This is a genomic window from Mesorhizobium sp. CA5 (assembly GCF_020165105.1).
Lineage (GTDB): Bacteria > Pseudomonadota > Alphaproteobacteria > Rhizobiales > Rhizobiaceae > Mesorhizobium.
In genome coordinates this window covers 22,642-28,875 of the sequence record NZ_JAIUHJ010000035.1, presented here as the reverse complement: position 1 = coordinate 28,875, position 6,234 = coordinate 22,642, and the positions used below count along the sequence as shown (strand labels likewise).

Annotated in this window: 8 protein-coding genes; 3 read left to right on the top strand and 5 right to left on the bottom strand. The window is 64.5% G+C overall.

Annotation, left to right across the window (positions count from 1 at the left end):
* Nucleotides 1-147 precede the first annotated feature (147 nt).
* Nucleotides 148-456, bottom strand: a complete 309-nt coding sequence (locus tag LB529_RS28310; protein WP_095767315.1) for a DUF1244 domain-containing protein — start codon at nt 454-456, stop codon at nt 148-150.
* 23 nt (nt 457-479) lie between these two features.
* Nucleotides 480-1,277, bottom strand: coding sequence for an N-formylglutamate amidohydrolase (locus LB529_RS28305; RefSeq protein ID WP_095767316.1), 798 nt, complete (start codon nt 1,275-1,277; stop codon nt 480-482).
* Nucleotides 1,278-1,512: 235 nt separating this feature from the next.
* Between LB529_RS28305 and LB529_RS28300 the strand changes: the two genes are divergently transcribed.
* Both LB529_RS28300 and pyk read left to right on the top strand, forming a co-directional pair.
* Entirely contained in the window at nt 1,513-2,001 is a 489-nt protein-coding gene (locus LB529_RS28300; RefSeq protein ID WP_095767317.1) for a DUF1036 domain-containing protein, read from the top strand.
* Nucleotides 1,998-3,425 carry a pyruvate kinase gene (gene pyk, locus LB529_RS28295; protein WP_095767318.1) on the top strand — a complete coding sequence of 476 codons (1,428 nt, stop codon included), beginning with the start codon at nt 1,998-2,000 and terminating at the stop codon, nt 3,423-3,425. Before LB529_RS28300 ends, pyk begins: the two co-directional genes overlap by 4 nt.
* A 73-nt stretch (nt 3,426-3,498) precedes the next feature.
* Here pyk and LB529_RS28290 read toward each other — a convergent pair whose 3' ends face one another.
* The 3 genes from LB529_RS28290 to ykgO all read right to left on the bottom strand — a co-directional run bounded on the left by LB529_RS28290 (nt 3,499) and on the right by ykgO (nt 5,574).
* Complete coding sequence (locus tag LB529_RS28290) at nt 3,499-4,560, bottom strand: alpha/beta fold hydrolase (protein ID WP_224712917.1); 1,062 nt, start codon at nt 4,558-4,560, stop codon at nt 3,499-3,501.
* Nucleotides 4,561-4,699: 139 nt separating this feature from the next.
* Entirely contained in the window at nt 4,700-5,320 is a 621-nt protein-coding gene (locus LB529_RS28285; protein WP_224532590.1) for a tetratricopeptide repeat protein, read from the bottom strand.
* A 128-nt stretch (nt 5,321-5,448) separates the two neighbouring features.
* Nucleotides 5,449-5,574, bottom strand: coding sequence for a type B 50S ribosomal protein L36 (ykgO, locus tag LB529_RS28280; protein ID WP_040974291.1), 126 nt, complete (start codon nt 5,572-5,574; stop codon nt 5,449-5,451).
* A 244-nt stretch (nt 5,575-5,818) separates the two neighbouring features.
* On the opposite strand from ykgO, the gene LB529_RS28275 reads away from it, so the two are divergent.
* Nucleotides 5,819-6,232: a lysozyme inhibitor LprI family protein gene (locus LB529_RS28275; RefSeq protein WP_224712916.1), complete on the top strand. Its 414-nt coding sequence runs from the start codon at nt 5,819-5,821 to the stop codon at nt 6,230-6,232.
* Nucleotides 6,233-6,234: the final 2 nt, after the last annotated feature.

Sequence of the window (6,234 nt, the reverse complement as noted above, 5' to 3'; positions counted from 1 at the left end):
AAGGACGACCAGGATTCATTCGGTCTCCTTCCCACTTCAACCATACACCAGAACCAACACACAGGATTCCAGGGTCTGCGCGCGTCGCTTCGCTCCTTGCTCCGCCCTAGAATGACGAAGCCGCAGCGACGAGCCATACAAGGCCGCTTAGTGATCCTTTGGCCGCCGCGCCTCGAACTCGGCCTTTTTGGCTTCCGACGCCTCGGTCTGGTTGAGCGCCTGCCATTCGGCATAGGGCATACCGTAAATGATCTCGCGCGCAGCGTCTTTCGACAATGCCACACCTTCGGCTTCGGCGGCTTCGCGATACCAGTTGGATAGGCAGTTGCGGCAGAAGCCGGCGAGGTTCATCAGGTCGATGTTCTGGACATCGCCGCGCTCGCGCAGATGCGCCACCAGCCGGCGGAACGCGGCTGCCTCGAAATCGCGTTTCTGGTCGTCGTTGAGCTCGGTCATGGGGAACTCCGCCGTCGGTCTCGTCACACAGGTCCGGTGCGCGAGCCGAACATTTTCACCTGATGAATATCGGGGCGCCGGTCGATGGCGTCAACGATCGGCGCCAAGCGTTCGGCCCAGGCCAAGGCGCCGGCGCGGTCGGCAATCAGGTCCTGACGGATTTCGATCAGAGCATGTGCGTAGCCGTTGACGATGGCGTGGCGGAACATGGTGTCGCCGCGCAGCGCGCCGTCATAGGGTTCGTTGTCGCCGACGACGAGGGACTTGTCCTCGGCCAGCATGTCGATCAGCGGCCGCGCCACGCGGTCGTCTCGGTCCCACAGGACGCCGACATGCCAGGGGCGGACAAAACCCTGCATCGCCGGCGTGAAGGAATGCACGGAGAGGATGAACGGCGCCTTGCCCGAAGCATGGGCGACGGAGGCGATCATCGCCCCGACGGCGTCGTGATAGGGCCGGTAGAAACGGTCGAGCCGGCGCTCGCGCTCCTCCCGGGCAATCGGATAGTTTCCCGGCACCACGGTCCCGTCATAGAGCTGGCGGATCATGGTTGGGTCATCCTCGCCTCGGTTGGGATCGATCAGCAGCCGCGAGAAACCGGCAAGCACCGCCGGCACGTCAAGCGCAGCGGCGAGCTCGCGCGTCACCGTCTCGACGCCGATGTCATAGGCGATGTGACGGTCGAATTCGGACGCCGGCAAGCCGAGACTGCCGTATTCGTCGGGGAGATCGCGGCGGGCGTGGTCGGCGAGAAGCACGACGCCTTTCTTGCGGTCGCCCTCGACTATGTCGAACGGCGTGAAAACTGTGGATCGGGTCATCGGCTGAAAAGGGGATGGCGGCTGCGATGTGCTATCGTCATTCCACGAAGAGGACGCCGGCGCAATGCCGTTGTTTGGCCAAGGTTTCCGCAAAAAATCCCCGACCGAGGGAGAATTTGCGCGACGGGCCCTTCTAAATCGATTGGAATTGAACAAAACGGCGCGTTGACATGCGCCCGGAGTTTGCTGAAAAGGGCTTCGAGAGATGCAAATGTGGTTCGCAAGGGGATCTGCGATGGGTTTTGCCGGTCGGTTGCGCAAGCGCCTGGCCGTGCCGTTGCTGATCGTCGGCGCGGGTTTTTTCGCGATAGCCGCGACCTCGCCGGCCCGGGCCGACTTCCGCGTTTGCAACGCGACGCAAAATCTGGTGGGCGTCGGCATCGGCTATCGCGCCAAGGCCGGCTGGATCACCGAGGGCTGGTGGCACATCGAAGGATCGACCTGCAAGACGCTGATCGAGGGTCCGCTGTCATCAAGGTTTTACTATCTTTATGCAGAAGACGCCGAACGTGGCGGGCGCTGGGACGGCCCGATCAACATGTGCGTCGCCGAAAAAGAGTTCAAGATAGCCGGCGTGAATGATTGCGTCGCCCGGGGCTTCCAACGCGCCGGATTTCAGGAATATGACACGGGCGAGCAGGCCAGCTGGATGGTCCAGCTGACCGACGAGCCCGCAACGGGAGGCGCGCCAGCGACCCCCGCTCCGGGAACAAACAGTCAATGAGACGTAGCCGCAAGGTCAAGATCCTCGCCACCATCGGTCCGGCTTCCTCCTCCGAGGAGATGCTGAGAAAGCTCTTCGAAGCGGGCGCCGATGTCTTCCGCATCAATATGAGCCATACCGATCACGAGCTGATGCGCACGCTGGTCGGCCGCATCCGCGCCGTCGAGGCGGCCGTCGGCCGGCCGATCGGCATCCTGGCCGACCTGCAGGGCCCGAAGCTCAGGGTCGGCAAGTTCGCCAACGTCAAGGAAGCGCTGGCTGTCGGCCAGACTTTCACGCTCGACGATAATCCCGAAGCCGGCACGTCGAAGCGGGTGTATCTGCCGCATCCCGAAATCCTGAGCTCGGTCGAGGCCGGTCACCGTCTTTTGATCGACGACGGCAAGCTGGAGCTGAAGGCGCTGAAGAGCGACGGCAAGTCGATCACCTGCACGGTCGTCGCCGGCTCGGGCATTTCCGACAAGAAGGGCGTCAGCCTGCCCGACACCGATCTGCCGGTCGGCGCGCTGACCGAGAAGGACCGCGCCGATCTCGACGCGGTGCTTGCCACCGGCGTCGACTGGGTGGCGCTGTCGTTCGTGCAGCGGCCGGAGGACCTTGCGGAGGCCCGCAAGATCGCGCGCGGCCGCGCGCTGATCATGGCCAAGATCGAGAAGCCGCAGGCGGTGGCCCGGCTCCCCGAGATCATCGAGCTCTCCGACGCGCTGATGGTCGCCCGCGGCGATCTAGGCGTCGAGATGCCGCTGGAAGCCGTGCCTGGCATCCAAAAGCAGATCACGCGCGCGGCGCGCCGCGCCGGCAAGCCGGTGGTGATCGCCACGCAGATGCTGGAATCGATGATCACCGCGCCCGTGCCGACCCGCGCCGAGGTCTCCGACGTGTCGATCGCCGTCTTCGAAGGCGCGGACGCGATCATGCTTTCGGCCGAATCCGCGGCCGGCGCCTATCCGGTCGAGGCGGTCGCCATGATGAACCGCATTGCCACCAAGGTCGAAACCGACCCGACCTATGCCGGCATCATCAATGCGCAGCGCTCGGAGCCGGAAGCCACCGGCGCCGACGCCATCTCGCTGGCCGCGCGCGAGATCGCCGAGACGCTGAAACTGTCGGCGATCATCTCCTACACCGCGTCGGGCACCACCGGTCTGCGCGCCGCGCGCGAGCGCCCGCAGGTGCCGATCGTGGCGTTGTCGCCGATCGTCAACACGGCGCGCCGGCTGTCGCTCTTGTGGGGCACGCATTGCGTCGTCTCGCCAGACGCGACCGACCTCGACGACATGGTCGACCGGGCCTGCCGCATCGCGCTGGAAGAAGGCTTCGGCAAGCCGGGCGACCGCGTCATTATCACGGCCGGCGTGCCGCTGAGGACGCCCGGCTCGACCAATATGCTGCGGATTGCCTACGTGGGGTCGGAGACTCACTAGGGCGTAGTCGATATTCGGGTGAGGCCGGCCTGACCCGAATCTCAACACGCCCTTGGTGCTTGAACCTCCGAGTTCAGCCCGGCGCGAGTTCTGCGTCTGGCACCCGGAGCTCAGGACAGCTACCGGCACCTTGCGCATCGCCGGCGATCCGGCCTTCCACGGTTTTCGCCAGCACCTGGAGATCGACCGGCGCGCCGGCCACGTTCGCAATGGCACCGACCACGAGGTCGGGCGCGACCCAGTCCGGCTTGTGGCCGAGATTGTGGATCCAGACCAGCTCGGCGCCGGGAATGTCGCGTTCCAGGCCGACGGAATGGATTGTGGCATAGACCACCTTGTCGCGATCGCCCGAGATGACGACCGTCGGCGCCTTGATCTCGCGATAGCCAGGCGAGGCGGCGCGGACATAGTCGTAGAGCTGGGCGACATCGCGGGCGTTGGCGCGGAAGGCGGACGGCCGCAGCACCAGCGGGATCGAGGCATTGTCGACATAGGAGTCCGGCACAGCGTTCGGCGAGAAGACGCAAGACGTCGCGCCGCCGATCTGCAGCATGCCGGCCGGGTAGGCGAGCGTTTCGGAAAACAGCCAGCCGATCGCCGGCGTGGCCGTGAGCTTGTAGTACCAGGCGGTCGCGCCACCCGGCCAGGGATGCGTGGCGGGCGAAAGGAAGACGAGGCCAAGCGTTTTTTCCGGATGCTGACGGGCGAAGGCCGTGGTGATCGCGCCGCCGAAGGAATGGGCGACGATGACTGCGTCGCGGATTCCCAGCCGGTCCATCAGCGCGGCAATGGTATCCGCCTGCTTCGCCAACGTCTCATTGCCTCCGCGCTCCGACCAGCCGAGCCCCGGGCGGTCCAGGAACAGCATTTCGGCGCGACCCTCGAGCAGGGGCCTCAGCGGCAGCATCTGGTCCTTGAGATTGGCGCTGGCGCCATGGATGAAGACGACCGGCGGCAGCTCGGCGCCGGCGGGCGCCGGGATATGGACATAATGGATGCGCGCGCCATCGATCTCGGCGAACGCGCCGGCAGGCGGGCTGCGTCGCTCGACCAGCCAGACGCCGGCGCGGGTGACGCCGGCGAAGGCAAAGAGGAGAGCGACGAGGAAGAGGAGGGCGGCGCAGATGAGATTCATGAGGGGAATAGGGGAGTAGGGCAGTAGGGCAGTAGGCAGTAGGCAGTAGGCAGTAGGCAGTAGGCAGTAGGCAGTAGGCAGTAGGCAGTAGGCAGTAGGCAGTAGGTTGCTCCCTTTCCTATTGCCCAATTCCTACTGCCTAAATCCCCTCGCCGGCCAGCTCTTCCGAGAGCGTCGAGACCTGGTTCTGGGCGCTGCGCATCATCGGGTAGATCGCCAGCACCTTTTGCCAGGCCTCCAGCGCCGACTGCTTGTGGCCGGTTTCGGCCATGATCTGAGCGAGGCCAGAGAGCGCGCCGAAATGGCGCGGCTCGAGCTCCAGGGTACGGTCGATGTCGGCCATCGACTTCCCGTAATTCTTCATCATGAAATGGACGGTGGCGCGGCGGTTCCAGCCTTCGGCATAGTCGGGCTGCAAGGTCACGACCTGGTCGAGGAAGTCGAGGGCGACGTCGAATTTCTGGTCTTCCGTCGCCTTTTGCGCCCATTGCATCATCAGGTCGATCGAGGCACTGCCCGACTGGTTCCACTCGTTCCAGATGCGGCCGGCGATGCGCTCGGCGGCCTTTTCATTGCGCTCGCGCTTCAACTCAGCGAAGAGCTGGTCGAGGCGGCCCTGCCTGGTCGGAGCGGCGGGTGGCGGTGTTGTGGCGGGTGGCGCGGCATCTGGCGGTAGCGCGCCGGGCACCGTTTCTGCCCCTGCAGGCAAAACTGTGCCGGAGAGCATAAGGGCGGCGAAAAATGCAAAACGAATCCGCATCGTCGGAATCTAGTCCCGGACGGCGGATCGTCAAAGCGATTTTAGCGTGAGAGCGCCGGCGAACCGGCATTCGACATCAGCGCGCCGTGGGCGCCGCGCAGCAAGCGACAGCAAGCTGCGCTCAAGTCTCAGCCCTGGCGCGCCTTGTAGCGCGGAGCGGTCTTGTTGATGATGTAGATGCGTCCCTTGCGGCGAACCAGCCGGTTGTCGCGGTGACGCGCCTTGAGCGCCTTGAGCGAATTCTTGATCTTCATGGTTTTGCCTGTTCGGTCAGGGCCCGTCCCGGGCCGAATTTTAAAAGGCGCGCCCGGAAAAAGCGCGCCTTGGAACTTGCGTGGCTCATAAACGAGGTGCCTTGCCCGTGTCAACCACGTGTGCGCGCCCCGAATGCCACAAGTGGGCCGGCAGATCAAATATTCGCCATCCGGCAGCACGGCATTGCGCGACTCAAGGGCGGCTGGGATGGTGCGGTCTCGCCGAAACGACCGGAGATTGCACATGCGTCGCCTGCTTTTGCCTGCCTGTCTTGCCTTGCTCGCGACGGCTCCGGCAGCCTTTGCCGAGGACTGCGACCGCAATGACGACAGCCAGTCGATGCTGAATATTTGCGCCGATGCCGACTATCAGGCGGCCGATGCCAAGCTCAACGCTGCCTACAAGAACATCGTCGGCAGCAACGATCAGGCCTCGAATAAGCTGCTGCAACGCGCCTGGATCGCCTTTCGCGACGCCGAATGCGCCTATGCGACTGCCGAGAGCGAGGGCGGCTCCATTCACCCGATGGAGGTTTCGGAGTGCCTGACGACGCTGACCAATGATCGCATAAAGCAGTTGACCTCCGACGCCAGCTGCAAGCTGAGCGATCCGAGTTGCGCCGGCTCGGACGCGGGCGACGATCAGGATATGCAATAGGG

Bases quoted from the DNA above. Each gene is read 5' to 3' on its own strand.
- LB529_RS28310 (WP_095767315.1), bottom strand. From the start codon at position 456: ATGACCGAGCTCAACGACGACCAGAAACGCGATTTCGAGGCAGCCGCG.
- LB529_RS28285 (WP_224532590.1), bottom strand. From the start codon at position 5,320: ATGCGGATTCGTTTTGCATTTTTCGCCGCCCTTATGCTCTCCGGCACA.
- LB529_RS28290 (WP_224712917.1), bottom strand. From the start codon at position 4,560: ATGAATCTCATCTGCGCCGCCCTCCTCTTCCTCGTCGCTCTCCTCTTT.
- ykgO (WP_040974291.1), bottom strand. From the start codon at position 5,574: ATGAAGATCAAGAATTCGCTCAAGGCGCTCAAGGCGCGTCACCGCGAC.
- LB529_RS28275 (WP_224712916.1), top strand. From the start codon at position 5,819: ATGCGTCGCCTGCTTTTGCCTGCCTGTCTTGCCTTGCTCGCGACGGCT.
- LB529_RS28300 (WP_095767317.1), top strand. From the start codon at position 1,513: ATGGGTTTTGCCGGTCGGTTGCGCAAGCGCCTGGCCGTGCCGTTGCTG.
- LB529_RS28305 (WP_095767316.1), bottom strand. From the start codon at position 1,277: ATGACCCGATCCACAGTTTTCACGCCGTTCGACATAGTCGAGGGCGAC.
- pyk (WP_095767318.1), top strand. From the start codon at position 1,998: ATGAGACGTAGCCGCAAGGTCAAGATCCTCGCCACCATCGGTCCGGCT.